Here is a 25,157-nt window from a genome sequence, read left to right on the forward strand (position 1 = left end):
GATGGCGACCATGGGCTGGGCGGATCGGGTGTCCGGGATGCGACGCGGCGGTGCCACGCTGCGATCGCGCGGGTTTGAGCAGCCGGCGCCGCGCAGTCTCCCTCCCTCCTCTGCGGGGGAGGGCGGCACGGCCGTCAGCCCGGGTCGGGCGAGGGGAGCCCCGTTTCCGGAGGGACCGCCACCTGCGCTGAAGCCTGCACCGTCGCGCCGCCGCGCTCCCCGCCCGCTTCGCAGAAAACCCTCCCCCGCAGAGGGGTGTGGGAGGGCGGTGCGCCTTGGCCGCGTGGCGCTGCTGGTCCTGATCCCCTTCGCAACCCCCGCCTCCGCCGATCCCCCGCTCTCGGCCCTGACCCTGGTCGGGCCGCCGACGGAGATCTTCAAGGCCGGCCGCGATGCCTGCGACGGCGCCGACGTCCCCGACGCGCCGGCCCGCGCCTTCCGCGACGCCGCGGGCGCGGTGGCGCTCTACGGGATGCATTACCGCAACCGGGCGCTGCGCGGCCCCGACCTCGACCATCTCAAGCTCGACTGCGCGGTGGTGCTCGACTCGGGCGAGAAACCCGATCCTGCGGCCTACGACGACAGGTCCTGGATCACCGCCACCTGGACGGACGACGGCGCCCGCGTGGCCGCACTCCTCCACCACGAGTACCAAGCCAACGAGCATCCGGGCCGCTGTCCGGCGGCCACCTACATGGCCTGCTGGTACAACACGATCACGGCCGCCGCCTCGACGGATGGCGGCCGCAGCTTCAAGCGGCAGAGTCCGCCCGTGGTGGTCGCCGGAGCCCCGTTCCGGCAGGAGAGCGACCAGGGCCGCCACCGCGGCTTCTTCAATCCGTCGAACATCGTCGCGGACGGGAGATGGCGGTACTTCCTCGCCTCGACCACCGGTTGGACCCGGCCCGGCAGCGACCAGGAATCCGGGATCTGCCTGTTCCGCAGCGACGATCCGGCCGATCCGACCCGCTGGCGCGCCTGGACCGGCACCGGTTTCACCGCCGCCTTCCCGGACCCCTACCGCGCCGCCCGCCCGAACACGGCGACCTGCCGGCCGGTCGGGCCGTTCCCGGGCCCGGTCGGGGCCGTCGTCCGGCACCGCGGCTCGGGCGCCTGGATCGCCGTGTTCATGGCCAAGGCGGCCGAGGGTTACCCGCAATCCGGCTTCTACTGGACCACCTCCCGCGACCTGATCACCTGGGACAGCCCGCGCCTGCTCCTCGCGGGCGCAACCCTCTACGACGACCCGTGCGCGGCCACGGCGCCGCTCATCGCGTATCCGTCGCTGCTCGATCCGGACGCGCGGGGGCGCAATTTCGACGATGTCGGAGACCGGGCGCTGCTCACTTACGCGCGCCTGCGCACGGAGGGCTGCACGATCACCTCCGACCGGGACCTGCTGCGCCGCCCGGTGGCGATCCACGTCTGGCCCTGATCGCGCTTGACCGGGATGCGGCCGCCGCGCCACTCAGGGCCTGAGAGGTTCGCATGGACGCGCAAGCCGATACGCCGATTCGCGATGCCGCCGCGCTGCGCGGGCAGTTCGGGCCCGTCGGACCGCTCGCCGCCCGCAAGGTGCTCGACCACATCGACGATTACGGCCGCCGCTTCATCGCTCTCGCGCCGTTCCTAGTGGTGGCGAGCGCGGACAAGGCCGGCCATGTCGACGCCAGTCCCCGGGGCGATGCGCCGGGCTTCGTCGCCGTTGCGGATTCCCGGACCCTGGTGATCCCGGACCGGCGCGGCAACAACCGCATCGACACGTTCCTCAATCTGCTCGAGAGCCCGGGCGTCGGGCTGATCTTCCTCGTGCCGGGGATCGACGAGACCTTCCGGGTGAACGGCACCGCCGCGCTGACGCAGGACGCCGCGCTGCTCGAGCCCATGCGCGCCCAGGGCAAGGTGCCGGCCGCGGGGCTCGTCGTGCAGGTGCGCGAGGCGTTCTTCCATTGCGGCAAGGCGATGATCCGCTCCGGGCTCTGGGATCCGGCGCGCCATGTCGCGCGCGACACCTTCCCGAGCCTGGGACGCATCCTGTCCGATCAGACCGCGGCCGCCGACGTGGCGGAGGCCGAGGCCACCATCGCCGACGCCTACCGGACGCGGCTCTACTGACCGGATTGGCCGAGGGCTCGTGCGTCGGATGCGACGGAGCGCACCGGCTGGCCGATCCGCTGGCAGGCCATTGTGCCGAGGGTCACGCTCAGCATCAGGGCGGTGCCCGAGAGCAGCATCGTGGTTGCCCGGGCATAGGCACGGCCGACATGGATCAGCAGGCAGCCGGATGCGAAGATCGCGAAGGCCGGGAGCAGATGCTGCACGGGCGACGTCCTCTCTGGCTGCAGACGGACTGTCCGGGGTGCGGGGACCGAGGACCATCGTCAGCGCGCGGCGTGAAAACGCGGTTAATGTCGCGTATAGCTGTCGTCGGAGTGGACCGGCCGGAGAGGATCCCGCATGCCGCATTCGAGGGTTCCGGAGGCCGAGATCGGGACGGTCGGGACGGCGTCGGCCGACCCCCGCGACACGGCGCTTCTGGGCGCGGGGGCCATCGGCGCCGGGACGGTCGGGGCGTCAGCGCTGGGTGCGCTGGCCCTCGGGGCCGCGGCGCTCGGCGTCGTCGCGGTGGGCGCCTTCGTGATCGGACGCCTTTCGGTGGGGCGGGCCCGGGTCGGCTCCCTGGAGATCGGCGCGCTGGAGATCGACACGCTCACGGTGCGGTCTCTGCGGATGCCCGACCGGGATCCGGGTTGAGGCACGGTATGAGTCTCCGGGCGGCCCATCGGCGCCGCGCGGATAGCGAGGAGGGGAGCGATGACCGATCGGAAGCCGCCCTTTCGGCCCGCGGATGCGGTCGATGTCCTCGGTGAGGTCGAGGGTGATTTCGTCCTGCCGCTCTGCCTGCCGGGATCCAACCTGCTGATCGGCGAGGATCTCGCCATGCTGGTCCTCAGCACGATCCACGGGCAGCGGGTCGGCCTGCCGCTCAGCCCCCAGGGCGTGGCCGACCTTCACACGGTCCTGGGCGAGGCCCTGCGGCTGCTGCAGGCGCGCGAGCGCGGGCCGGTGCAGTAGCTTCGGCCCGTCGCCGGGGCGGCGAAAGGCTTCGTTGAGGCGGCCGGGATAGACAGGTCCCGGACCCTCTCCGTGGCGGCCGATGCGCGCTCCGTTGCTTCTCCTGCTGCTGACCTGCGCGGCCCCCGCGCAGGCCCGGCCCGCGACCTTTGTGGCGGTGCATGCGCTCGGCATGGCGTCCCTGCCGCCGGTTCCCCCGGTTGCCGCGCCGGCGCCGGCCGTCGCCGATGCGCGAGCCCGCTTCCTGCCGCTCATCGCCCGCGAGGCCGCCGGCACCGGCCTGCCGCTCGCGGTCGCCGACGCCGTCGCGCGGATCGAGAGCGGCTACGATCCCACCGTGGTCGGCAGCGTCGGCGAGGTCGGTCTGATGCAGGTCCGGCCCACCACCGCGGCGATGCTCGGCTTCCGGGGCACCGTCGCCGAGCTGGCGGCCCCGGAGATCAACGTTCGCTACGGCGTACGCTATCTCGCCGAAGCCTGGCGCCGGGCCGACGGCGACCTCTGCCGCGTCCTTATGAAGTACCGGGCGGGACACGGGTCGGAGGTGATCTCGCCCCTGTCGCAGCTCTACTGCGCCCGCGCCCAGGCGATCCTGGCCGATCCCGAAGCGCGCCTCGTCCGGGCGAGCGCCCGCCCAGCCGTCCCGTTCCGCCTCGCCGACAAGCAGACGCGACCCGTCCACCGGACACGCGTGGTCGCCGAGCCGACGCCGCCGCTCTCGTTCTGGGAGGCGCACCGCGCGCGGATCGCCCGGCTCAACGCCGCTGTGCTGGCGCGCTGGCGGGCCCGCGGCGTGACGGCCGCCCCCACAGGCCATCCCTCCGGCGAGCCGGCGGGCGGGTAGGGCGGATCAGTCCTCGGCCCCGTCCGACCGCGCCCCCCGGGCGACCTCGCGCATGGCGGCATCCGGCAACGGGCGCTGGAGCCGGAGCGCCTCCGCGGTGGGCGCCTCGAGCCAGGTCGCCCATTCCTCCGGTTGCGTGAGCAGCACCGGCATCGCCTTGGGATGGACCGGCCCGACGACGCCGTTCGCCTCCGTGGTCAGGAAGGCGAACAGCCGGTGCTCCGCGGCGACCCGGTCCGGGTTCTCGCGCTTCGTCCCCCGTACGCCCGTCCAGGGCCGCCAGATCCCCGCGAAGGCGAAGAGCGGCCGATCCTCGTCGAGGGCGAACCAGACCGGCGTCTTGCGCGGCTTGGTGTCGGCGTACTCGCTGAAGGCGGTGACCGGCACGAGGCAGCGATGGGCGACCCCGAGCCAGGGTCGCCAGTGCGGGCTCGCGACGTTGCGCACGTTGGTAATCGGATGCTCGCCGAACGCCTTCGGCCCCGGCATGCCCCAGCGCATCATCGCGAGGTCCCGTCCGGCGGTGCCGTTCAGGACCACCGGCGCCAGCTGGTCGGGAAAGATAGCCGGCAACGGCGGAAGGTTTCCGGTGCGGTCCTCCGCGATCGCGAAGGCCCGGCGCAGATCCGCGGGGCCGGTCCGCAGGCTGTAGAGGTTGCACATGGGCGTCCCGGACGGTTGGTGGGCACGGCGCCGGCTCTACACGCTTCCGGGATGCCGCGCCCAGCCGGGCCTACGGGGATACGCCCCAGCCGATCGGCGGCCGGAGCGCGCCGCCTCAGTTCAGGTGGAACACCACCTTCACGCAGCCGTCCTTCTTGTCGCGGAAGGCCCTGTAGAGGTCCGGCCCGTCCGCGAGGTCGTGCGAGCGGTGGGTGATCAGGGAGGTCATGTCGATCTTGCCCTCTTGGATCAGCTTGGTCAGCGGCTCGAGATAGCGCTTCACATGGGTCTGGCCGCTCTTGAGGGTCAGGCCCTTCTGGACGATCGAGCCCATGTTGACCGGGATCGGTCCGCCATAGACGCCGGGCACCGAGACGATCCCACAGGGCCGGACCGCCTTGATGGCTTCGGCCAGCGCGTAGGGCCGCTCGGTGGCGGTCAGCTTCTCCTGGACGGCGGAGAGCACGCCGGTGAGGCCGCCATGGCCGGCACTCGCCTCCATGCCGACGCAGTCGATCACGCCGTCGGCACCCTGGCCCTTGGTGATCTCCTTGATTCGCTCGAACACGTCCTCGTTCATGAAGTCGATGATGTCGGTGGCGCCGGCCTTCCGGGCGAGGGCGATGCGCTCGGGCACGGTCTCGATGGCGATGATCCGCTCGGCCCCCATGATCTTCGCCGACTGGATCGCGAAGATGCCGACCGGGCCGGCGCCCCAGACCGCGATCGTCTCGCCGCCCTGGATCTCGCAATGCTCCGCGCCCTGCCAGCCGGTGGGCAGGATGTCGGTGAGGAACAGGACGGATTCGTCGTCCATGCCCTCCGGCACCTTCATGGGCGCGACGTCGGCCATCGGCACACGGACATACTCGGCCTGGCCACCGGCATAGCCGCCGGTCAGGTGCGAGTATCCGAACAGGCCGGCCGTCGTGTAGCCGAACTGCGCGGCCGCCATCTCGGCGTTGCGGTTGGAGCGCTCGCAGACCGAGTAATTGCCGAGCCTGCACTGGCGGCATGCGCCGCAGTTGATGTTGAAGGGCACGACGATCCGGTCGCCCTTTTTGAACTTGGTGAAGCCGCTCCCGACCTCCACGACCTCGCCCATGAATTCGTGGCCGAGGACGTCGCCGCTCTTCATGGTCGGCATCTGGCCGTCCATCAGGTGCAGGTCCGAGCCGCAGATCGCGCAGCTCGTGACCTTGATGATCACGTCGCGGGAATCCTCGATGACCGGGTCCGGGACCGTGTCGCAGCGGATGTCGTTGCGGCCGTGCCAGCACAGTGCCTTCATCGCGAGGATCTCCGGAGACTTTCGGGAATGCGGCCGGCTCGGCCGCCTTCCGGGTAAAGCCGTCGGCGGTACGGCCAAGTTCCCCGGGATCGCGTTTGGGAATCGCCTCGCCGACAGCCGAACCTTCGGGCCGCCAGCCGCAGCGTTGTGGCCATGACAGGTTCAGGGCCGTCGATCTCAGGCTGGGCGGGGCTGCTGGACCGGCTCAGGACGAGAGGTTTACAAATGTTTCACGTGAAACAGCGGTGTTCACCGCCCTTTTACGGTCCGAGACGGGGCCAGGTCTGCCTGTCTCAGGCGATCCCGTCGATGCCGATGGGGAGCTGCTCCGGACCGCGCAGGGACGCGCCCGGGCGATAGGGGGGCGGATCCTGCGGCAGACGCGGGGCGATCAGGCGGCGGCTCAGCGCCACCAGGGCGATCTCCGCCTCGATCCGCGCCAGAGGCGCGCCGACGCAATAATGCAGGCCGCCGCCGAAGCCGAAATGCTCGATATCGGACCGGTCCGGATCGAAGCGGTCGGGGGCGTCGAACCGGGCCGGATCGCGGTTCGCGGCGGCGAAGAGCAGGATCACGGGCGCGCCCTTCGGGATCGTCTCGCCCGCCACCGTGATCGCGCCGAGGGCCTTGCGGGTCCGGAAATGCACCGGCGGTTCGTAGCGCAGAACCTCCTCGATCAGGCGGGGGGCACGTTCGGGATCGGCGCGGAGCCGCTCCAGCTGCTCGGGATGCCGGAGCAGGGTCAGCATGGCGTTGGTGATGAGGTTCACGGTGGTTTCGTGGCCTGCCACCAGCAGAAGGACCGCCGTCGACAGGAGATCGAAATCGCTCAGCTGCTTGCGGCCGTCCGGACCGGGCGCGGCCAGACCGCTCAGCATGTCGTCGGTCGGGCGCCGCCGCTTCTCGCGGATGAGGTCGCGCATATAGGCGGCGATCTCGTCGAAGGCCCCGACGATCTTGCGGCGGGTCGTGTCGTCGTGGCGCGCGTCCGGCTCCACCGCGGTGGCGAGCTGCGTCGCCCAGGCCTGGAACCGCGGCTCGTCCTCGCGCGGAACGCCGAGCAATTCGCAGATCACCGTCACCGGCAGGGGATAGGAGAGATCGCTGACGAGGCAGACCTCCCGGCGTCCCCGACATGTATCGATCAGGGCGTCCACCTCGCGGGCGATCCGTGGCCGCAGGGCCTGCACGCGCGCGATCGAGAATTCCCGCATGACGAGGCTGCGCAGCCGGTCATGGTCCGGCGGGTCGCGGAAGATGAACGGTCGGTGCGTGGCGCTGATGCGGTTCTTGATCGGATTGAGGATCAGGTCCTTGAGCGGGTTGCCGGTGCGCGGACGCCGGGGCGGCGGCAGATCCTCGGAACTGAGCCGCGGATCGAACAGCAATCCGCGGATCGCCGCGTGCGTGGAGACGACGTAGCTGCCGTCGCGTTGGCGGGAGACCGGCCGCTGCCGCAACCGGGCATAGAGCGGGTACGGATCGGCTCGGTTTGCCGGATCCATCACGGCGGCGAACAATGCGTCGTCAGACATCGACGGTCTCGGTGGATGGGCGCGCCGGGGCGGCTTGGCGCGGAGACGGGAAGCCCGGGGCGGCGGTCTGAACGCGCGGCTGGTCGGTGGCGTCGATGATCGGCGGGAAGGCGGCGCCGGCCGTGATCGTCTCCGCGTAGGCGGGCAGCCAGCGGGCCTGATCGAACGAGACGGCCGCGATGCTGCGCCCGGCCCGGCCGTACACGGCGAGAAAGCGCCGGGAGGACCTAGACCCCTGCACCACCGCGACGGAATCGGCGCCCTCGGGAAGCCCGATCACCTTGATGTTGATCCCGAACTGGCTCGACCAGAAGGCCGGCAGGTGCGCGTAGGGGCGCTGGTCGCCGGGTCCGGCCAGCATGTTGCGCGCGGCGTGGGCCGCCTGCTCGACGGCGTTGCCCCAGTGCTCCACCGCGATCAGGCGATCGCCGTAGAGCGGGATCGGCCACCGGGCGACGTCGCCGGCGGCGTAGATGTCCGGGCAGGGCGCCCCGTCGGCGTCGAGGACCCGGCAGGCCGCGTCGCAGGTCACCCCGCCGGCATCCGCCTTCAGGCCCGCGCCCCGCAGCCAGCCTGTCGCCCGGGTCGCCCCCAGGGCCGCGATGACGAGGTTGGTCTCGATCGTGCTGCCGTTGGCCAGTCGGGCCCGTGCCACATGCCCCGCCGCATCGCCCTCGAAGGCGTGCACCATCGTGTTGGGCCGGAACGCCGCGCCGGCGTCGCGCAGGCACGACGCGATCACCCCGCCGACGAAGCTTCCCAGGCCTCGAGCCAGGGGCGCCGGATTCGGATCCACGAGGGTCACGGGCAGGCCGAGATCGCGCAGGCACGACGCCGCCTCGCAGCCGATCAAGCCGCCGCCCACGATGAGCACCTGGCGCGGGCGCGAAACCAGGGCCTCCCGGAGAGCCGCGGCATCGTCGCGCCCGCGCAGGGTGAAGAGACCGGCGAGCCCGCCGCCGGTCTCGGCCGGCCAGGGCCGGGCCTGGGCGCCGGTGGCGATGAGGAGGGCCTCGTAGGCCAGGACCGACCCGTCGGCGAGCCGAAGGGTGCGGGCCGCCCGATCGAGGGAAACGGCCGGGCTTCCGAGGCGCCAGCGGGCGTGGAGGTCGGTCAGTTCCGGCAGCCGGGTGGCGTCGGCGGCGAGTTCCCCGGCGAGCACGTGCTTCGACAGGGGCGGGCGGTCGTAGGGGCGGTGCGGCTCGGCGCCGACCAGGGTGAGCGGGCCGTCATAGCCGCCCCGCCGCAGCGCCTCGGCGCCGCGCAGGCCGGCGAGGGATGCCCCGACCACGACGATGCCGGCGGGTTCGGGGGTCACGGGGCGTCTCCGTCATCCGGGCCGGCCTGGAGGCTGATGGCGCGGACCGGGCAGGCCTCGACGGCCCGCTCGACGGCGCCGCGCCGGTCGGCCGGCGGCGCAGGATCGTAGAACAGTATCTCATGGCCGCGGATGGCGAAGGCCTCCGGTGCGGCGTAGCAGCACTGGGCGTAGCCCTGGCAGCGGTTGAGGTCGACGACGACCCGGAGCGCCCCGGCGCCGGCGGCCGGCTTCATGCCGACCTCGCGAGACGGCCTGCGCCGCCGGCACCTGACCGTGCGAGGTCGTCCACCGCCGTCAGGATGGAGGCCATGGCGTCCCGGGCCGCGAAGGCGTCCCGCAGCGCCCCGGCGCGCGTCCGGAAGCCGGGCTCGTCGAGCACGCGCCCCACCGCGGCGCCGATGGCCTCCGGGCTCGGTGCGTTGGTCCCGAGGTTGATCCCGACGCCGGACCAGCCGATGCGCGCGTTCACCTCGGCCTTGTCCTCGGTCAGGCCGGCCGACACGATCGGCACGCCGGCGGCGAGGGCCTGCGAGACGCTCCCATAGCCGCCGTTGGTGACGAGCACGCTCACCCGCGGCAGCAAGTCCCGGAACGGCAGGAAGCACGACACCCGGGCATTGGCCGGGACCGGACCCGTCAGCGCGTCCACGGGACGGCCGCCGGTGGTGGCCAGGACCAGCAGATCGTCCCGGTCGGCCAGGGCCGCGAGGGTCGGCTCGACCAGCTCGCCGAAATCCGCGTTGGCCAGCGTTCCCTGGGTGACCAGCACGACGGGCCGGCCCGCCGCGTTCGCCTGTTCCAGCTCGGGCCACCAGTCCGGAAGCGGCGCGGGCGGCGTCGGCGGCTGGAGCAGGCCGATGAAGCGGAGGCCGGAGGGCAGGGTGCCGTAATCGTACTCGAAGCCCGGCACGGTCGGCTGCAGGAACAGGTCCGGCAGGATCACGATGGAATGCGGCAGCGAGGCCGGCAGCGGCGGCAGGCCGAGCCGCGCGAGCGTCGCGTCGGTATAGGCCCGCACCGGGTTGACGAAGGCCGCGTCCATGCCGGCCTTGAGGCTGGCATAGCGGACCAGGTCGTCCCGGTCGCGGGCCGGGGGCAGGCCGAGGCCCACGGGCGCGTGGTCGGGCCGGTCGAGGAACAGGAAGCTGACGTTGACGGTCACGATGGGCGGCCGCGGCGCGGTATCGAGGAGCAGCGGCAGCACCCCGAGGAACATGCTGCCGGCCAGGATCACGTCGGGGGCCTCGGCGGCGATCAGCGCCCGCAGGGCGGCGGCCTGGACCGGCATGGGATCCACGAAGCGGCGCTTGAATTCCCGGCGGTAGCGCTCCGGGCCGGCGGGCAGTTCGGTCTCGCGGTACGCGGCCGCATCATGGTCCGCGTACGGCGTGAACCGCAGACCCGCCGCCTCCACCTTCGGCCGGAAGGCCGGGTCGGTGAGAACGAGGACGTCGTCCCCCCGGGCGGCAGCCGTCCGCCCGATGGCGAGGAGCGGGTTCACGTGGCCGGTGAGCGGCGTCGCGGCGATCAGGATCTTCATCGCGGCCTCTTCGAGCGCAGCCGGTCGAGCCGGCGGCGCTTCGGATCAGGGTGCCGGCGCCTTCATGCGCAGCGGCCCCGTGGCCCCCGGCGCGCCGGACTCACAGGGGGAATCGCAGCCGGGCCTGCGCAGTTACACAACCGGAGGGTGCTTCGTGCGGCACCGCACCATCGCACCCGGCCGAACAACCGCGCAAGATCCGAATGTCGGATGCCACGAGGCGCGCGCGGCCTGTCCAAGGCAGGGGCGCACCGGCCGTGGCGGCCGTCCTCGGCAGCGGACCGGAAAGCCGTCAGTCGACCACGACCACCCGGTTCGGCAACTCGTCCGGGTCGCCGGGCTCCGCGGGGAGATGTTCCGCCAGGCAGGCGCCGACACGCTCGACCGCCGCCGTCAGACCATCCTCGACGGCGCCGCGACCGAGGGCCGGGACCAGCTCGGCGAGGATCCCGTCCCAGGCGGTGGGCGGGATCTCCCGGAGGACGCCGAGATCGGTGACGATCTCCGCGTGCCGCTCGGCGAGCGACAGGTAGAGCAGTACGCCGGTGCGGCGGCGCGTCAGGCTCAGGCCCCGGGACCAGAAGGCCCGGCGGGCGGCCTCCCGGGCGCGGGCCCGGCGCAGCTGGCGCGGCACGAGGGCCATGCGCAGCCGCTCGTTCTGGCTTGCGACGAGGATCGCGGCCACGAGGGCCGCCTGCGCCAGCAGGATCGACGCGGCGCTCCAGGCCGTCAGGGCGATCAGCGGCCAGGGCAGGAGCAGCGCCGCCGCCAGGGTCGCGAGCAGGATCACGGAGCGATAGGCGCCGGCGCGCCGGCTGACCATCACGACGATCTCGCCGGATGTCCCGGCTTCCGCCCGGGCCACCGCGCGGGCGAGTCGCGCCCGCGCCTCCGACGTCAGAACATCCGCGCGTCTACCAGTCACCGGAGGCTCCTCCGCCGCCCGACGAGCCGCCGCCGCCGGAAAAACCACCGTCGAAGCCCCCCGACGATCCGCTGTCCGAGAAGCCGCCGCCCCATCCGCCCGAGCCGGGGCCCGGCAGGATGACGAGGCCGCCGCCCCGCCCCGTCCTTCCGCCCCGGCTCATGCGCCAAGCGACGAAGAGCACGATCAGGAACAGGGCGATGAAGACCGCGACCTGGGCGGGATCGACCTCGTCGGCCCGCACCTGCGGCTTGCGTTGCCATTCCTGCGCGTCGCCCGACAGGATCGACACGATGCCGTCGACGCCGGCATTGAGGCCGCCGAAATAATCGCCGGTCTTGAAGCGCGGGGTGATCGCGCTGGCGATGATGACCTTGGACAGGGCGTCGGTCAGCGCCCCCTCCAGGCCGTAGCCGACCTCGATCCGGACCTTCCGCTCGCTCGGCGCCACGAGCAGCAGGACGCCGTTGTTGGTCTTGGCCTGCCCGAGCTTCCAGTCCCGGAACAGGCGGTTGGCGTAATCCTCGACGGTCGTGCTCTGCAGGTTCGGAACCGTTGCAACGACCACTTGGTCCGAGGTCTTGTCCTCGTGCGCCTTCAGCTTGGCGTCGAGCGTGCCGCGCTGCTCCGGGGTGAGGATGCCGGCCGCGTCGACCACGCGGCCGGTCAGCGCCGGGAAGGTCAGCTCGGCCGCCAGCGCCCCGATCGCGGAGACCGTCAGGCAGGCTGCCAGGACGGCGAGCGACAGGGCGAGGCGCGCCCGGACGGGCATGGTCCGACCCATGGTCCGCCCCCGGTGCCGCACCCTAGAACTTCACGTTCGGCGGCCGGTCGGCGTTCGGCGTCGCCGTGAACGTCTCCATCGGCTTGGCGTCGGGATACAGGATCGCCGCGATCCAGCGGCCCGGGATCGTGCGCACCTCGGTGTTGTAGGCCTGGACGGCGGTGATGTAGTCGCGCCGCGCCACCGCGATGCGGTTCTCCGTGCCCTCGAGCTGGGATTGCAGGGCGAGGAAGTTCTGGTTCGACTTAAGGTCGGGATACTTCTCCACCGTCACCAGCAGGCGGCCGAGCGCCCCAGAGAGCTGGTTCTGGGCGTCCTGATACTCCTTGAACTTCTGCGGATCGCTGACCGTGGAGGCGTCGACCTTCACGCTGGAGGCCTTGGCGCGGGCCTCGGTGACCCCGATCAGCACGTCCTTCTCCTGCTGGGCGTAGCCCTTTACGGTCTCGACGAGGTTGGGGATCAGGTCGGCCCGGCGCTGGTACTGGTTCTGCACCTCGCTCCAGGCGGATTTGGCCTGCTCCTGCAGCGTCGGCACCCGGTTGACCGCCCCGCAGCCGGAGAGGCCCGCGGCCACCAGGATCACCGAGAGCACGCCGAAAAGGCGCGCCGCAGGCGATGTCCGGCGCCCCGCACCGGCCGTCAGCGTCGTTCCCATATCGTCCCCCATCTGCCGGCCGAGATTCGGCCGCTTGATCACGAACACGAGAGATAAGCGCCGGAACCGCCAAGGTAAGGTCCCCGCGTCCTCGGCCTTGTAGGATTGTGGTGTTGCCCGGTAAGGGCGTCGGCAACGGACCGGGTCGGCGCACGTTCGGACCCTCGGGTCGATCATTGGGTCGATCATCGGGTGGACCCATCGGCGCGGCGCCGCGGAGACCGGGAATGGATGCAGCACTCGCCGATCACGTCCGGGCCGCCAGCGCCGCCGCGCGGCGCCACGCCCTGGCGTACCGGCCGCCCTCCGGCAAGGACGCGCTGCCCTGGTCGATCATCGAAGCGTTCGACGCCCGGGTCCGCGGCCACCTCGCCCGCGACCCGCGGATCGAGGACGAACGCGACCGGGTCCTGATCGCCGCGGTGAAGCTTGCCGAGACGCCGGTCGAGGAGGGCGAGGAGAGCATCGCCGAGGCGCGCGCCCATCTCGTCGATGCGATCGACTACCTGGAACAGGCGGTGCTGCGGCTCGGTCTCGTCAACCGGGAGGGGGCCAAGGCCGGTCTCGGCACCTACGGCCAGCCGGTCGGATCCCGCGACTGACGGCACGCCTGACCGAGCCGTCACCGGATGTCCGCCGACCTGCCCGCGGCCGCAACCCTCAGCCGCCTCGACCTGAAGACCCTCCGGCTGTTCGCGGCCATCTGCGCAGAGGGGACGCTGAACGGCGCGGCCCGCCGGGCGGCGATCGCGCCCTCGGCGGTGAGCAAGCGCCTCGCCGAGCTGGAGCACGCGCTGGGCTGCACCCTGCTCACCCGCGAGCCGCGCGGCATGCGGCTCACGCCGGCGGGCGAGACCCTGCTGCACCACACCCGCCGGATGCTGGCGAGCGCCGAGCAGATCGCCCTGGAACTCGCCGAGCACGCCCGGGGCGTGCGCGGCTTCGTGCGGGTGCTCGCCAACCTCTCGGCCATCGTGGAATTCCTGCCCGAGGACCTGCAGGCCTTCCTGGCGGCGCAGGCCGGGATCCGGGTCGACCTCGAGGAGCGCCCGAGCGGCGGCGTCGTGGCCGGCGTCGAGGAGGGACTCGCCGATCTCGGCCTCTGTGCCGACAACACCGACACCCGCAGCCTCACCGCCTACCCGTACCGGAGCGACCGCCTCGTCCTGGTGATGCCCGTCGGGCATCCGTTGAGCCGCCGCGGCGCCGTCGCCCTGGCCGATACCCTCGACTACGACCATGTCGGGCTGCACGCGGAGAGTTCGATCTACGCCGCCCTGCGCGACGAGGCCCGGCGCCTCGGCCGGCCCCTGCGTCTGCGCATGCACGTCCCGAGCTTCGACGCCATCTGCCGGATGGCGCAGGTCGGCCTGGGTCTCGGGACCGTCCCGGAACATGTCTACGCTCTGCTCGGACCGCCGATGCGGCTCGCCGCGGTGCCGCTCACCGATCCCTGGGCGGCGCGCACGCTGCGCCTCGTGGTCCGGCCCGGACCGGTATCCCCGGCGGCGGCGCTCCTCTTGGACCATCTCCGGGCCGCCGGGCGCTGAGTCTGCGTTCTCCGCTCGCGAACGCACGATGATGCATGGCGTTTGGACTTCGCGGCGGGAACGGCCGTATTTTCCAGGCAACCAAAGATGGAGGAAAGCCGTGTCCGGTCCGCTCAGCGGTATCCGCGTTCTCGAGCTTGGTCAGCTGATCGCCGCGCCCTTCGCCACGCGGCTGATGGCCGAATTCGGCGCGGAGGTCATCAAGGTCGAACCCCCGGGTGAGGGTGATCCCCTCCGGAAGTGGCGCAAGATGCACGAGGGCACCTCGCTCTGGTGGTACCTGCAGTCGCGCAACAAGAAGTCGATCGCGGTCAATCTGAAGTCTCCGGACGGCCTCGACATCGTCAAGCAGCTCGCCAAGAGCGCCGATGTCGTGGTCGAGAACTTTCGGCCCGGCGGTCTGGAGAAGCTCGGGCTGGGCTGGGACGTGCTCTCGGCGCTCAACCCCAACCTCGTGATGGTCCGCATCTCGGGCTACGGCCAGACCGGGCCCTACCGCGACCGGCCCGGCTTCGGCGCCATCGGCGAGTCGATGGGCGGCATCCGCTTCACCACCGGCAGCCCGGAGGCCCCGCCGGCCCGGGTCGGCGTCAGCATCGGCGACACCCTGGCCTCGCTCCACGGCGTCATCGGCGCGCTGATGGCCCTGCTGCGGGTCAAGACCGGACAGGGCGCGGGCCAGGTCATCGACGTCTCGCTCGTCGAGAGCGTGTTCAACGTGATGGAGAGCCTCGTTCCCGAATACGACCTGCTGGGCGAGGTCCGCACCCGCACCGGCGGCGCCCTGCCGGGCATCACCCCGTCGAACACCTATCCGACGCGGGACGGCGGCTACGTGGTCATCGCCGGCAACAGCGACCCGATCTTCCGCCGCCTGATGACGGCGATCGGCCGGCCCGACCTCGCCGACGACCCGGCACTGCGCAACAACGAGGGCCGCTCGCAGCAATCCGCGATGCTCGACGGCACCATCGCCGACTGGTCGAAGACCAAGACCGTCGAGGAGGCGCTCGTCGTCCTCGACGCCGCCGACGTGCCGGCCGGCCGGATCTACTCGGTGGCCGACATCGTGGCCGATCCGCACTACCAGGCGCGCGACATGATCCTGCAGGCGGAACTGCCCGGCGGGACCGCGGTGAAGATGCCCGGCATCGTGCCGAAGCTCTCCGACACGCCCGGCGAGGTCCGCTGGCAGGGGCCGGCGCTGGGCGCCCACACCGATTCCGTGCTCGCCGAGCTCGGTCTCGACTCGGCGCGCATCGCCGCGCTGCGCGAGAAGGGAGCCGTGGCATGAGCGGCGACACGCTGATCGTCCAGGAGGTCGCCACCCGCGACGGCTTCCAGATCGAGCCGGTCTTCGTGCCGACGGCGGAGAAGATCCGCCTGATCGACGCCCTGGCGGCGGCCGGCTTCAGCCGGATCGAGGTCTCCTCCTTCGTCTCGCCGAAGGCCGTGCCGGCGCTTGCCGACGCAGCCGAGGTCTTTTCCGGGATTCGGCGCCGGCCCGGGACCGTCTACGTCGCCCTGGTGCCGAACCCGAAGGGCGCCGAGCGGGCGCTCGCCGCCAAGGTCGACGAGATCAACCTCGTCGCCTCCGTGAGCGAGACCCACAACCGCGCCAACATGGGCATGAGCCCGGCCGACTCGATCGCCGGCTTCGCCCGGATCATGGATTCGGTGCGCGGCGCCCCGGTCAGCACCAACGCCACGGTGGCGACCGCCTTCGGCTGCCCGTTCGAGGGCGACCAGCCGGTCGACAAGGTCGTCGCGCAAGTGGAGCGCTACCTGTCCCTCGGCATCGACGGGGTGACGCTGGCCGACACCACCGGCATGGCCAATCCCCGGCAGGTGGGCCGCCTCGTCGCGCGGGTCCTGCCGCTGGTCGGCCCCGGGCGCCTGACGCTCCATTTCCACAACACCCGCGGCCTCGGCCTCGCCAACGTGCTGGCCGCCTACGACGCGGGCGCCCGCCGCTTCGACGCGGCGCTCGGGGGCCTCGGCGGCTGCCCGTTCGCGCCCGGCGCCACCGGCAACATCTGCACCGAGGACCTCGTCAGCATGGCCCACGAGATGGGCGTGCCGACGGGCCTCGACCTTCCGGCGCTGATCGGCCTGTCGCGGGATCTGCCCCGCCTCGTCGGCCACGACGTGCCCGGCCAGGTCGCCAAGGCCGGACGCCCCTGCGATCTCCACCCGGCGCCGGCCAAGGCCGCTTGAGAGTGCGTTGACCCTGCGGCCGCGATCCCGCGCCACGCGAGGGAGATCCTGGTCGCGCCCTCATCCTGAGGTGCCGGAGCACAGCGGAGGCCTCGAAGGAGGTCTCCAGGCATCGCGCTTCGGACTGGAGGGCTCCTTCGAGACGGCTTCGCCGCACCTCAGGATGAGGGCGCGGGTTGGAGGCGCCCAGTCGAACAGGCTCTGAGCTCACCCGGGGCAAGCCGCCCGTCCGAAGGCGGCGCCCCCCACCACGTGTCCGAAAACAACAACACGGAGGAAACCATGACCGCAGCCCTGTCGGGTTCGCCGGCCGCCGTCGAGGCCGGTGCGGTGACGGAGACGAGCGTCGTCCGCAAGGTCGCGTGGCGGCTCATGCCGCTGATCATGATCTGCTACATGTTCGCGTTCTTCGACCGCATCAACATCAGCTTCGCCAAGTTCCAGCTCCAGAGCGACCTCGGCTTCAGCAACGTCGCCTACGGGCTCGGCGCGAGCATGTTCGTCGTCGGCTACGTGATCTTCGAGGTGCCCTCGAACCTGATGCTGTACCGGGTCGGGGCGCGCCGCTGGATCGCCCGGATCATGATCTCCTGGGGCATCGCCACCGCGCTGATGATCTTTATCCGCAGCGAGTGGCACTTCTACGCCCTGCGCTTCGTGATCGGCGCCATGGAGGCGGGTTTCGCGCCGGGCATCCTCTACTACCTCACCCTGTGGTTCCCGGCCTCGCATCGCGGGCGGATCACCAGCTTCATGTTCGTGGCCTCGGCCTTCTCGGGCATCTTCGGCGCGCCGGTGGCGGGCCTCATCCTCGGTGGTCTCAACGGCGTCGGCGGCCTCGCCGGCTGGCAATGGCTGTTCTTGGCGGGCGGCCTGCCCTGCCTCGTCCTCGGCCTGCTCGTGCTGACGCGCCTCGACGACCGGATCGCCGACGCCCGCTGGCTCTCGGAGCCCGAGAAGGCGCTCCTGTCCAGCCGCATCGCCCACCACAACCGCGAGATCGGCGACCATTCGCTCCTCGGGGCGATCCGGCAGCCGGGCTTCCTGATGATCGCGCTGATCTACTTCCTGCTCCAGATCGGCTCGTATGGCCTCAACTTCTGGGGGCCGGACCTGATCAAGACCGCGAGCGGCGGCCAGGCGGCCTCGGTGGGCTTCCTCACGGCGATTCCCTACATCTGCGGCGCGATCAGCATGGTCGTGATCGGGCGTCTCTCCGACGCCTCTGGCGAGCGGCCGAAATTCGTCGCGGGCCTCGCCATCACGGCGGCGCTCGGCTTCTTCGGCGCCGGCCTGTTCGACAAGCACATCGTGCCGCTGATGTTCGCCCTGGCCCTGCTGGGCGCCGGCATCGTCGCCTCGATCCCGACCTTCTGGACGCTGCCGGCCAAGCTCGTCACCGGCGTCGGCGCGGCGGGCGGGATCGCGCTGATCAACACGCTGGGCCAGTTCGGCGGCATCGTCAGCCCGGTGATGGTCGGCTGGGTGAAGGATCTGACCGGCTCGACGACGCCGGCCCTGTACGGCATCGGGGTGCTCTGCCTCGTCGCCGCCGGGCTCGCGCTCTTCGCCATGCCGGCGAGCCTGCGCCGGAGCGACAGGGCGGCCTGATCCGGCCGCATCGGGCGTCCCGGGCCGACGGGCTACGGGACGCCCACCAGGGCCGCCTGCCGATACGCGCGGGGCGCTGCCCGTGGGCGCTCCCTGAAGCGGCGGGCGAAGTGGGCTTGGCCGGCGAAGCCGCAGCCGCAGGCGAGCAGGCCGATCGACAGGTGCGCGCAGGCCGGATCGGCCAGCCGCCGGGCGGCGGCTTCCAGATGGGCCTCGGCGCGCTGGACCACGACGCTGCCGTTGACGGGCTGGGGCACCTCCCGGGCCAGCCGCTCCGAGAGACCGGCGATGATCAAGTCGATGCCGATCTCCGTCATGCGCGCGGCTGCGGCTGCCCCGAGCCAGTCGCGGATACGGATCAGCTCGCTGAAGACGCTCATTGCCAGGCTTTCGGATGCGCGATCGGTGCCGACGGTCAGGGCCGTGTAGAGCCGGGCCGGTCCGAGCCGCGCTCCAGACGGTCGCGCGGCACATCCAGGATCCGGCGACTGTCCGTCTCCGTCATCACCACCAGCGGCTGACGGTCGACCACGACGAGGGAACCGACCTCCGCGCGTTCCCGCTTGGCCGCAAAGGGCTCTGCTCGGAGCGTCCGAAGCTCGACCGTCATGAGGGGGGCGGAGATGATCTCCCGCCACCGTCGGACGCTGTCCTGCGGTGGAAGACCGACGGTTGAGAACAGAGTCAGCACGGATCGATCCCCGCGACGCCGGGATGGGGGAAGAGAGCGGTCGGCTGCGGGACGTCGTCGGGCGGAGCAGATCCCGCACGGCCGTGCCCGGACCCGGCAGACGGCACCGGTGAACCGTCCCGGGCTGGAGCCCGACAGGCGGCCGCCGACGCCGAAAATGAGTTCGGATGCCGATCTTCGCGGCCGAAAACAGTGAATGCCGCGGTAACCAATTCGAGGATCGGTCGCCCTGCGCGACGGATCAAAAAACCTCGCGCGCACGGACAAACCCCGGCCCGCTCATATTGTATATTATCTGCAACCTCAAGAATTGGCGCGATATCAACTTGAGGTAGCGATTCTCCGGCCTTCCATCCGGCACCCTGATCAACGCCTGCGGTCCCGGTTCACCCCGACCGGCAGTCGTGGATCAGGCGCATGGTGCCGGGCCTTTCAATGGTGATGTCTCCTATGGATAACCTCAGCGCAGCCCGTTCAACGTTCATGTTGGAGAAGGTCGGCGCCATCGTCGCCGCCTACGTCTCGCGCAACGCGATCGACGTCGGGGCCCTGCCGGCTCTCATCGACCAAGTGCATTCGGCGATCGCAGTCCTCCGCCGCGACCCGTCGGGTTCGGGGGCAGGCGGCCTGAGCCAGGAGCAGGTCGACGCCTCGATCCAGGAAGCGGGCCTGATCAGCTTCATCGACGGCCGCGCCTACCAGACCCTGAAGCGCCACCTGACCGCCCACGGCCTCACGCCCGAGCGCTACAGGGCCAAGTACGGCCTGCCGGCCGATTACCCGATGGTCGCCCCGGGCTATGCGGCTCGGCGTTCCGAGATCGCCCGGGCGATCCAGCTCGGCCACAAGGCGGGGTGAGTGATGGTGCCCGCCTCGTCCCCGGGTCCCGCCCGGACCCACAAGCCTCCCCCCGGGGCGGCCTCGAAGGATGCGCTGTACCGCATCGCCGGGATTCTCGACGTGCCGGTGGCGAGCTTCTTCCCGGATGCCGACCGGCCCGATACGGCCATCGCCCAGGCGGCCGACCTCGTCTCGGCGTTCGTGGCGATCGAGAATCCGGCCGCGCGCCGGACCTGCCTGGCCTTCGTGCGGGCGATGGCGGGTTCCTGAGGGGGCCGACGGAAGCCGGAGACCGGGCTGCTCCCCATGGGATGACGCCCGGTCTCCGGCCAGCCGGCCAGACGCCGGATCAGAACATGTGGCGCAGGAGGTAGAACAGCACGGCCGCGAGGGTGATCGCCGCCGGCAGGGTCAGGATCCAGGCGAGTGCCATGTTGCGCACGGTGGCCATCTGCAGGCCCGAGCCGTTGGCCGCCATCGTCCCGGCGACACCGGATGACAGGATGTGGGTGGTCGAGACCGGCAGGCCGTAGAGTTCGGCCAGCCCGATCGTGCCGGCCGCGACGATCTCCGCCGAGGCACCCTGCGCGTAGGTCAGGTGGGTCTTGCCGATCTTCTCGCCCACCGTGACGACGATGCGTTTCCAGCCGACCATGGTGCCGAGGCCGAGGGCGAGGGCGACGCAGACCTTGACCCAGCCCGGGATGTAGCGCGTGCCGTCGTTGAGCAGGCCCGCGTAGCGCTTGAGGGTCGCCTTGTCGGCCTCCGAGAGATCGGCCCCGGAGCCCGGCAGCACGCGCACCGCGTCGGCGGCGAGGTACATGTCGCTGCGCAGGTTCTGGGTCTGGGCGGCCGGCACCGTGCGGATCGCGCCGTAATTCTTCACGCTGGCGGCAATGTCGTTCGCGAGCGCCGCCAGCGCGGCGTAGACGGGCGGCGCGTTCAGGTCCTTCGTCTTCAGCGCTTCCGTCACGGTCCGGCGCGCGGCGGCGGCGTCCGGCACCTCCGCGCCGGGCGCCCGGGCGGAGAACACCGCGCCCGCCGCCGTCGAAGCCTGCACGAAGGCGGGCGTCGTGTCGTCCGCCATGGTGCGGTTGAGCGCGTAGGCGGTGGGGGCGGCGCCGATCAGGATCAGCATGATCAGGCCCATGCCCTTCTGCCCGTCGTTGCCACCGTGGAAGAACGAGACCAGCGTGCAGGTGAGGATGAGCAGGCCGCGGATCCACAGGGGCGGCGGCGCTTCGCCCTTCGGCGCCGCGTAGAGATCCTTGCGGCGCACCGCGAATTTCAGGGCGAGCAGCAGCAGCGCCGCCAGCACGAAGCCGCAGACCGGCGAGAACAGCAGCGCCTTGAAGACGTTGAGGGCCTGGCTCCAGTCGACGCCCGCGGTGCCGTCGCCGCCGTTCATCAGCTGGTTGGCGAGGCCGACGCCGAGCACCGAGCCGATCAGCGCGTGGGACGAGGAATTGGGCAGCCCGAACGCCCAGGTTCCGAGGTTCCAGAGGATCGCCGCCAGCAGCAGCGCGAAGATCATCGCGTAGCCCGCATGCGAGCCGACATTGAGGATCAGCTCCACCGGCAGCAGCGTCACGATGGCGTAGGCCACGGCGCCCGAGGAGAGCATCACGCCGAGGAAGTTGAAGACGCCCGACCAGATCACAGCGACGAGCGGCGGCATCGAGTGGGTGTAGATCACCGTGGCGACCGCATTGGCGGTGTCGTGGAAGCCGTTCACGAACTCGAAGGCGAGGGCGATCAGCAAGGCGAGGCCGAGCAGCGCGAAGGCGCCGTAGGCGAGGGGCGCCTCGCCGACGGCGTTCATGTCCGCGATCAGGCTCACCACCGCGTAGCCGAGGCCCGCCACCAGCACGAGGAGGAAGGCGACCACCCCGCCGAGATGCAGTCCGTGGTCGAGGCGCGGGCCCCCTACCTGCCGGCCTGCGACCGCCCCCGACGGCGCCACGGCGGAATCGGACATGAACCCTCGCGCGGAATCATTCGTGATGGTGAGCCGGGATTAAAATGTGCCCGTGACGGTCGGGTGACGTCGATCCCGCGTCCAGCCTCGCGCAACGGCATCCGGCCGAAGCGATTTGCGGGATTTCGTCCCGTCCCCAGTGTCCGGGCCGTCCCAGTGTTCGGGCCGCCGAGGATGGGCGGTCTGTGCCGGGCCCGTTGCGATGACGGACGGCCATCGCCCCGATCCTCATGTCATGACGGCACGCGCTGCAAGGTTAAGACGAAGATGAGTCATGATATGATTTGCGCCGGCAAAGTTTTGATCCTGTTGCTGGCAGGATACAAATGTAAGCTTTTAGATTTGTGACTGGATTATGACGAAGGCGAGCGCGTAGAGTTCGCTAAATCTCCGGCTCGCAGGCTGAATCGCCGCGCGCTTTGGGGGTTGGCATGACATTTCGATATGGCGTCTCGATCGTGGCGTTGGCGGTCGCTGCCTTCGGACCGGGCGCGCAGGCACAGACGGCCAACACGACCGCTTCGGACGTCAATGTCCTCAATCTGCTGGCGCCGTACCTGACGCTCAACACGACGGCGACCGGTCAGCAGACGCTGCAGCTCAACCTGGCGCAGTCGATCGCGATCAACACCGCCGCGGGGCTCGCCCAGCAGCAGCTCGCGATCAGCGACAAGAACCTGCTGGGCTCGGCGCGCAACGACCTGTCCTCGGCCGGGCTCGGGACATACGGCGTGGCTGCAAATCTCGCGGGCGGCCTGCCGGCCCAGACGCCGATCAACGGCATCGTTCCGCAACAGCTCGTCGGCGGCCTGGGTGCCCAACTCGGCCCGATCTACCAGCGCGGGGTCGAGCAGGGCGCGAGCGGACCCCTGGGCAGCGTGGTCAATCTGCTGGCCGGTGCCTACGGTTTCACAGGCAACAACCTGGGCGTCGCCAAGAACTACTATGCCAACGGCGCGGCCAACAATCCGAGCGTGACCCCGGCCAACTACGTGGCGGTGCCGGCCGTGGCGCCGGCGGGCTACAGCCTGCCCACCGCCAACGGGCTGCCGAACACGACCAACAGCGTCTACGACCTCGCCTACGGCGTGACCAACACGCAAGCCGGCCAGGATGTCTACGGTTCCTCGCGGCCCGTCCAGGCGGCGCCGGCCCGGTTCAACACCTTCGACCCGACCGCGCTCAACGGCATCGCCACGAACCCGTCCTTTCCGAGCGGGCACACCACCTACGCGTTCACCGACGGCATCCTGCTCGCGATGCTGGTGCCGCAGCAATACCAGAGCATGCTAGCCCGGGCGGCCGACTACGCCAACAGCCGCATCGTCCTGGGCGTGCACTACCCCCTGGACATCATCGGCGGACGGGCGCTCGCCACCTACGACCTCGCCCAGGCCTTCACCAACCCGGCCTATATCAACAACGCCGCGGTGACTGGCACGGCGATCAACCTGCCCGCCCAGTTCGTGGCGGCCCAGAGCCAGCTGCAGGCCTACCTCGCCGCCCAGTGCGGCAACACCGTCGCCGCCTGCGCGGGCAGCGCCGCCAACGCGGCCGGGAATCCCTACGTGCCGTCGGCCGGTAACCAGGCTGCCTACCAGCAACGCCTCACCTACGGCCTGCCGACCCTCAGCTTCGCCCAGGCGCCCCGCGAGGCGGCTCCCGCCGGCGGGCCGGACGCCTCGATCCTGCTCGCGCCGCTCTACGGCGGATCGACCGCCGCCGCGCGGACCCTCGCGCCCACCGGCGGCCTCTACGGCCAGCTCGCCACCAGCACGATCAACCAGATCCTGGTCAACACCGAGACCAACGCGCTGGCCGCCTTCTACGGCAGCCCCCTCAGCTACTGGAGCCGCCTCGACCTCTATGCGGCCGCCGGGTATTTCGGGAACGTCACCGGCACCCTGCGCATGGACGCCACCGACCGCCTCGGCATCGATGTCGGCATCGGACAGGGCGGCGCGCTCTACGCCAACGGCACCATCGCGGGGACTGTCTTCGTGGGCGCCGGCGGCCTGCTCGGCGGCTCCGGCACGGTGGGCGGGATCGGCGCGCTCTCGGGGGGCACGGTGGCGCCGGGCAACTCCATCGGCACGCTCACCGTCGCCGGCAATGCCGCCTTCGCGGCCGGCTCGACCTACCGGGTCGAGGCCAACGCCGCCGGACAGGCCGACCGCATCGCCGCCACCGGCAGCGCCACCCTGTCGGGCGGCACCGTCCAGGTGCTGGCCGCCTCGGGCGCCTACAACCCGCGCACCACCTACACGATCCTCTCCGCCGCCGGCGGCGTCTCGGGCCAGTTCGCCGGCGTGACCGCGAACCTCGCCTTCCTCAGCCCGGGCCTGCGCTACCGGACCGACGCGGTCGACCTGACCCTCACCCGCAACGACGTGCCGTTCGCCGCGTCAGCCACCAGCCGCAACGGCATGGCGGCGGCCAACGCCGTCCAGGCGGCCGGCCCGGGCCGGCTCTTCGACGCGGCGGTCGCCTTCACCACCACCGAGGCCGGCAACGCCTTCCGGGCGCTGGCGGGCGACATCCATGCCGGCACCGTGTCCACCGCCTACGAGACCGCGTTCTTCGTGCGCGAGGCGGTGCTCGACCGCCTGCGCTGGGGCAGCCCCGGCACCGGCCTCGATTACGGCACCCTGCCGGCCGCCTACGCGGCCGACCTGCCGGGGCGCCAGCCGGTGGTGGCGGGCGTGCCGGTGCGGACCCTCGACCCGCAGGTGTTCGGGCTCTGGGGCCAGGGCTTCGGCGCCTTCGGCACGGCCGAGGGCGGCGGCAACGCGTTCAACCTCGACCGGCAGATCGCCGGCTTCGCGGCGGGCGCGGATGTCCGCGTGTCGAACGGGCTGCGCGTCGGCGTGGTCGGCGGCTACACGGAGGCGTATCTCGACAGCGCCGGCCGGACGGGCGGCACGAGCCGGGCGGAGAGCGCCACGCTCAAGAGCGGCTTCGGCGGCCTGTATGGCGGCTATGAGGTCGGGCCGTTGTCGGTGCGGCTGGGAGCGCTCTACGCCGGGACCGACACGCGCACCCGGCGGGCGGTGCTGTACGGGCTGTCGGACACGCTGAGCGGCCATGGCGGCGGCTATACGGTGCAGGGTTTCGGCGAGATCGGCTGGAGGATCGCGCTCGGCCAGCCGGCTCCGGCGGCTCTGGTGTCGAGGGACGGCGTCGCGGTGCCGGTGCCGCCGGCGGCCTCCTACGTCGAGCCGTTCGTCGGCGGGGCGTATGTCGGCATCCGGCGGGACGCCTTCGCGGAGACCGGGGGCGCGGCGGCGCTGGCGAGCGTCGCGCGGGACTACGATCTGGGCGCGGCGACCGTGGGGGTGCGGGCGCAGACGGGCCTGGAGCTGGGGCTGGGTCTTCCGGTGACGCTGCGGGGTCTGGTCGGCTACCGGCGGGCGTTCGGCGACGTGGTGCCGACGGCCCTGCTGCGGTTCGGCACGGGCCCGGCCTTCCTGAGCGCGGGCGTGCCGATCGACCGGGACGCGCTGGTGGCGCAGGTCGGGCTCGATCTGGCGGTGGCGCCGAACGCGAGCCTGGGCGTGGCCTACACCGGCCAGACCGGCGCCCGCGCCCAGGATCAGGCCGTGAAGGGCACCTTCACCCTCCGGTTCTGAACACG

26 protein-coding genes are annotated in these 25,157 nt (G+C 71.5%); 13 read left to right on the top strand and 13 right to left on the bottom strand.

Translation table 11 applies throughout. The annotated features are described in order from the left end of the window. Positions 1 to 268: 268 nt before the first annotated feature. On the top strand, positions 269 to 1,435 hold the full coding sequence (locus PQI07_RS12720; protein ID WP_274926733.1) for a hypothetical protein: 1,167 nt from the start codon (positions 269 to 271) through the stop codon (positions 1,433 to 1,435). A 53-nt stretch (positions 1,436 to 1,488) separates the two neighbouring features. Then, on the top strand, positions 1,489 to 2,115 hold the full coding sequence (locus tag PQI07_RS12725) for an MSMEG_1061 family FMN-dependent PPOX-type flavoprotein (protein WP_043357765.1): 627 nt from the start codon (positions 1,489 to 1,491) through the stop codon (positions 2,113 to 2,115). Here PQI07_RS12725 and PQI07_RS12730 read toward each other — a convergent pair. Next, positions 2,109 to 2,321 (bottom strand): hypothetical protein, encoded by a 213-nt coding sequence (locus tag PQI07_RS12730; RefSeq protein ID WP_274926734.1) that lies wholly within the window; start codon positions 2,319 to 2,321, stop codon positions 2,109 to 2,111. The two genes, PQI07_RS12725 and PQI07_RS12730, sit on opposite strands and share 7 nt — an antisense overlap. Positions 2,322 to 2,457: 136 nt before the next feature. On the opposite strand from PQI07_RS12730, the gene PQI07_RS12735 reads away from it, so the two are divergent. From PQI07_RS12735 to PQI07_RS12745, 3 genes are all read left to right on the top strand, one after another. Next, on the top strand, positions 2,458 to 2,754 hold the full coding sequence (locus PQI07_RS12735; RefSeq protein WP_051045121.1) for a hypothetical protein: 297 nt from the start codon (positions 2,458 to 2,460) through the stop codon (positions 2,752 to 2,754). Between the two features lie 60 nt (positions 2,755 to 2,814). Next, positions 2,815 to 3,075: a hypothetical protein gene (locus PQI07_RS12740; RefSeq protein WP_043357761.1), complete on the top strand. Its 261-nt coding sequence runs from the start codon at positions 2,815 to 2,817 to the stop codon at positions 3,073 to 3,075. 82 nt (positions 3,076 to 3,157) lie between these two features. Further along, positions 3,158 to 3,919: a lytic transglycosylase domain-containing protein gene (locus tag PQI07_RS12745; RefSeq protein ID WP_274926735.1), complete on the top strand. Its 762-nt coding sequence runs from the start codon at positions 3,158 to 3,160 to the stop codon at positions 3,917 to 3,919. A gap of 6 nt (positions 3,920 to 3,925) precedes the next feature. On the opposite strand, the gene PQI07_RS12750 is transcribed toward PQI07_RS12745, so the two are convergent. The 9 genes from PQI07_RS12750 to PQI07_RS12790 all read right to left on the bottom strand — a co-directional run bounded on the left by PQI07_RS12750 (position 3,926) and on the right by PQI07_RS12790 (position 12,636). Continuing rightward, complete coding sequence (locus PQI07_RS12750) at positions 3,926 to 4,582, bottom strand: SOS response-associated peptidase (protein WP_043357758.1); 657 nt, start codon at positions 4,580 to 4,582, stop codon at positions 3,926 to 3,928. 115 nt (positions 4,583 to 4,697) lie between these two features. Then, on the bottom strand, positions 4,698 to 5,873 hold the full coding sequence (locus PQI07_RS12755) for a zinc-dependent alcohol dehydrogenase (protein ID WP_274926736.1): 1,176 nt from the start codon (positions 5,871 to 5,873) through the stop codon (positions 4,698 to 4,700). A 293-nt stretch (positions 5,874 to 6,166) separates the two neighbouring features. Continuing rightward, entirely contained in the window at positions 6,167 to 7,408 is a 1,242-nt protein-coding gene (locus PQI07_RS12760) for a cytochrome P450 (RefSeq protein WP_043385295.1), read from the bottom strand. Further along, positions 7,401 to 8,726: an NAD(P)/FAD-dependent oxidoreductase gene (locus PQI07_RS12765; protein ID WP_274926737.1), complete on the bottom strand. Its 1,326-nt coding sequence runs from the start codon at positions 8,724 to 8,726 to the stop codon at positions 7,401 to 7,403. The genes PQI07_RS12760 and PQI07_RS12765 overlap by 8 nt, the downstream gene beginning before the upstream one ends. Next, on the bottom strand, positions 8,723 to 8,962 hold the full coding sequence (locus PQI07_RS12770) for a ferredoxin (RefSeq protein ID WP_043385300.1): 240 nt from the start codon (positions 8,960 to 8,962) through the stop codon (positions 8,723 to 8,725). Before PQI07_RS12770 ends, PQI07_RS12765 begins: the two co-directional genes overlap by 4 nt. Next, positions 8,959 to 10,269, bottom strand: coding sequence for a glycosyltransferase (locus PQI07_RS12775; RefSeq protein WP_274926738.1), 1,311 nt, complete (start codon positions 10,267 to 10,269; stop codon positions 8,959 to 8,961). Before PQI07_RS12775 ends, PQI07_RS12770 begins: the two co-directional genes overlap by 4 nt. A 292-nt stretch (positions 10,270 to 10,561) precedes the next feature. Then, positions 10,562 to 11,194, bottom strand: a complete 633-nt coding sequence (locus PQI07_RS12780) for a TPM domain-containing protein (RefSeq protein WP_043352558.1) — start codon at positions 11,192 to 11,194, stop codon at positions 10,562 to 10,564. Further along, complete coding sequence (locus PQI07_RS12785; protein ID WP_446720951.1) at positions 11,184 to 11,978, bottom strand: TPM domain-containing protein; 795 nt, start codon at positions 11,976 to 11,978, stop codon at positions 11,184 to 11,186. Before PQI07_RS12785 ends, PQI07_RS12780 begins: the two co-directional genes overlap by 11 nt. Positions 11,979 to 12,000: 22 nt before the next feature. Next, the gene (locus PQI07_RS12790) at positions 12,001 to 12,636 is read right to left on the bottom strand and encodes a LemA family protein (RefSeq protein ID WP_043352562.1); all 636 of its coding nucleotides are present in this window, start codon (positions 12,634 to 12,636) and stop codon (positions 12,001 to 12,003) included. Positions 12,637 to 12,863: 227 nt separating this feature from the next. Between PQI07_RS12790 and PQI07_RS12795 the strand changes: the two genes are divergently transcribed. From PQI07_RS12795 to PQI07_RS12815, 5 genes are all read left to right on the top strand, one after another. Continuing rightward, positions 12,864 to 13,238 (top strand): hypothetical protein, encoded by a 375-nt coding sequence (locus PQI07_RS12795; RefSeq protein WP_274926739.1) that lies wholly within the window; start codon positions 12,864 to 12,866, stop codon positions 13,236 to 13,238. Between the two features lie 27 nt (positions 13,239 to 13,265). Next, complete coding sequence (locus PQI07_RS12800) at positions 13,266 to 14,186, top strand: LysR substrate-binding domain-containing protein (RefSeq protein ID WP_043352554.1); 921 nt, start codon at positions 13,266 to 13,268, stop codon at positions 14,184 to 14,186. Between the two features lie 100 nt (positions 14,187 to 14,286). After that, entirely contained in the window at positions 14,287 to 15,480 is a 1,194-nt protein-coding gene (locus PQI07_RS12805; protein ID WP_274926740.1) for a CaiB/BaiF CoA transferase family protein, read from the top strand. Beyond that, positions 15,477 to 16,403, top strand: a complete 927-nt coding sequence (locus PQI07_RS12810) for a hydroxymethylglutaryl-CoA lyase (RefSeq protein ID WP_043352552.1) — start codon at positions 15,477 to 15,479, stop codon at positions 16,401 to 16,403. Before PQI07_RS12805 ends, PQI07_RS12810 begins: the two co-directional genes overlap by 4 nt. 282 nt (positions 16,404 to 16,685) lie before the next feature. After that, positions 16,686 to 18,014 carry an MFS transporter gene (locus PQI07_RS12815; RefSeq protein ID WP_043352551.1) on the top strand — a complete coding sequence of 443 codons (1,329 nt, stop codon included), beginning with the start codon at positions 16,686 to 16,688 and terminating at the stop codon, positions 18,012 to 18,014. Positions 18,015 to 18,046: 32 nt separating this feature from the next. Here PQI07_RS12815 and PQI07_RS12820 read toward each other — a convergent pair whose 3' ends face one another. Next, on the bottom strand, positions 18,047 to 18,394 hold the full coding sequence (locus PQI07_RS12820; protein WP_274926741.1) for a helix-turn-helix domain-containing protein: 348 nt from the start codon (positions 18,392 to 18,394) through the stop codon (positions 18,047 to 18,049). 35 nt (positions 18,395 to 18,429) lie between these two features. Continuing rightward, a complete protein-coding gene (locus PQI07_RS12825) occupies positions 18,430 to 18,705 on the bottom strand; it encodes a hypothetical protein (RefSeq protein ID WP_274926742.1) in 276 nt (91 codons plus the stop codon). A 483-nt stretch (positions 18,706 to 19,188) separates the two neighbouring features. Between PQI07_RS12825 and PQI07_RS12830 the strand changes: the two genes are divergently transcribed. Beyond that, complete coding sequence (locus tag PQI07_RS12830; protein WP_269466598.1) at positions 19,189 to 19,563, top strand: Ros/MucR family transcriptional regulator; 375 nt, start codon at positions 19,189 to 19,191, stop codon at positions 19,561 to 19,563. A gap of 3 nt (positions 19,564 to 19,566) precedes the next feature. Further along, on the top strand, positions 19,567 to 19,815 hold the full coding sequence (locus tag PQI07_RS12835) for a hypothetical protein (protein ID WP_274927712.1): 249 nt from the start codon (positions 19,567 to 19,569) through the stop codon (positions 19,813 to 19,815). Positions 19,816 to 19,894: 79 nt separating this feature from the next. Here the strand turns inward: PQI07_RS12835 and PQI07_RS12840 are convergent, their stop codons facing one another. Then, positions 19,895 to 21,523, bottom strand: coding sequence for an inorganic phosphate transporter (locus PQI07_RS12840; RefSeq protein WP_075380853.1), 1,629 nt, complete (start codon positions 21,521 to 21,523; stop codon positions 19,895 to 19,897). A gap of 431 nt (positions 21,524 to 21,954) precedes the next feature. On the opposite strand from PQI07_RS12840, the gene PQI07_RS12845 reads away from it, so the two are divergent. Continuing rightward, on the top strand, positions 21,955 to 25,152 hold the full coding sequence (locus PQI07_RS12845) for an autotransporter family protein (protein ID WP_274926743.1): 3,198 nt from the start codon (positions 21,955 to 21,957) through the stop codon (positions 25,150 to 25,152). The last annotated feature ends 5 nt before the right edge of the window (positions 25,153 to 25,157 follow it).

Source organism: Methylobacterium sp. 092160098-2 (genome assembly GCF_028920805.1).
GTDB classification, from domain to species: Bacteria; Pseudomonadota; Alphaproteobacteria; order Rhizobiales; family Beijerinckiaceae; genus Methylobacterium; species Methylobacterium fujisawaense.